We start from the raw sequence: 550 nt of genomic DNA on the forward strand, positions 1-550 counted from the left end.
CGTCGACAACGTCGGCGACACCGTCACCGAAACCAGCACCCTGACGAACGAGATCGACACCGTCCGTGCATCGATTGACTGGACACTGGGCGCCAACCTGGAAAACCTCGTGCTCACCGGCAACGCCATCAACGGCACCGGCAACGCGCTGAACAACACGCTGACCGGTAACGCGGCGGCCAACACCCTTGATGGCGGCGCAGGCGCTGACACCATGATCGGCGGCGACGGCGTCGACACCTACTACGTCGACAACGTCGGTGACGTGGTCATCGAAACCGATGCCTCGCTGACCGCCCTCGACCGCGTGTTCGCCTCCATCGATTACACCCTCGGCGCCAACGTCGAGAACCTGATCCTGATCGGTAACGCCGTCAACGGCACCGGCAATGAGCGGGATAACCGCATCACCGGCAACGCCTTGGCCAACACCCTCGATGGCGGCGCAGGCGCTGACACCATGATCGGCGGCGACGGCGTCGACACCTACATCGTCGACAACGTCGGCGATGTAGTGATCGAAACCGATGCCTCGCTGACCGCACTCGAC

General features: G+C 63.5%; 1 protein-coding gene. It reads left to right on the forward strand.

Features of this window, described 5'->3' with window-relative positions; all coding sequences use genetic code 11:
* Nucleotides 1-550, forward strand: a 550-nt coding sequence (locus AACY19_RS26875) for a calcium-binding protein (protein ID WP_339454523.1), incomplete at both ends; no start/stop codon positions are given.

This window comes from Pseudomonas sp. EA_5y_Pfl2_R50, assembly GCF_963970475.1.
Taxonomy (GTDB): domain Bacteria; phylum Pseudomonadota; class Gammaproteobacteria; order Pseudomonadales; family Pseudomonadaceae; genus Aquipseudomonas.